Below are 1,241 nucleotides of genomic sequence, written 5' to 3'. Positions count from 1 at the left end.
GTATGTGTTTAGCACCTACAAAAATGATGCGAATTGACGAGAATCCACCTCGACCAGAAGAGATATATAATTCATCATTAATATCTTCTTATTGGGAGTATGCACGAAGAAGATATTATCAAGCAACTTAAAGATGAGATGGAACGATTAAAACGCGAGAATGAGTTGCTTAAAGATCAGATCGCTAAACTTGAAGCCCGACTAGCTAAATATGAGAATGCCCATACTCCACCGAGCTTAAGACGTGGTCGCAAGCGCAAAAAAGAGTATAACGAAGGGGATAAAGGGAAACCAGGGCAAAAAGTGGGTCATAAAGGAGTATCAAGACCTCTTGCAAGTCCGGATAAACAGGTTGAAGTCACCGCAGATCGATGCCCAGACTGTGGAACTAAGCTTGGCGATCCAGTAAGAATAGAGTCGAAGATTATCGAGGAGATTCCTGAACCTCTGCCGATCATCGTTACCGAATTCAAGATTGCGCATTATACATGTCCCTCCTGTCACAAGGAATTTACAGCCAGCGATCCCGCTATTCCTGTAGAAGGCAGATTCGGAAACAACGTAATTACGCAGACGACGTTACTGAAATACGAGGATCGACTACCTCACAGAAAAATCCAAAATGCGTTAAAACGACTGCATGGACTGACCATTTGTCCAGCTACCATCCTCGACCTTACCCGCAGAGCAGCTGATGCGGTACAACCTCAGTATGATGCGATTCAAGACAGGGTTCGCGATGCTCCCATTCTGTACGTGGATGAAACGTCAATCCATGTCCAGGGAAAGAAACAGTGGATCTGGGCATTTACAACACCATCAGAAACGTTTGTTGTGATAAGGAAGAGCCGCGGGACTAAAGTCCTGAAGGAAGTTCTGACAAAAAGATTCAAGGGCATCATAGTGTGCGATGGCTGGAAGCCGTATGCTAAATTCACAAAACGATTACAGCGATGTTGGGCACACCTACTCCGAGAATCGAAGGATCTTGCTGATAAGATCGAGGAGGCAGTTCCTTTACATCAAGCCCTTAAGGATCTCTACGAAGAACTGACTATAGCTATCGAAAACGATCCCCCACCTGAAGTTCGGATGGAATTATGGAACACAGCTCGAGCAAAACTCAAGCAGTGGGTCATGAAAGAATATACAAGTGTGAAAGTGAAAAAGCTTGTTGGCAAGATTACTAACGGCTTCGATTACTGGTTCACGTTTCTCATCCATCCTGCGGTAGAGCCAAC

1 protein-coding gene is annotated in these 1,241 nt (G+C 44.7%); it reads left to right on the top strand.

Annotated features, from left to right (window positions below):
- Positions 1–99 precede the first annotated feature (99 nt).
- Positions 100–1,241 (top strand): transposase (locus APR53_04590; GenBank protein KQC03770.1); only part of this gene is annotated, 1,142 nt, incomplete at its 3' end.

Origin of the sequence: Methanoculleus sp. SDB (assembly GCA_001412355.1) — an archaeon.
Lineage (GTDB): Archaea > Halobacteriota > Methanomicrobia > Methanomicrobiales > Methanomicrobiaceae > LKUD01.
This window is presented reverse-complemented; position numbering and strand designations above follow the sequence as displayed.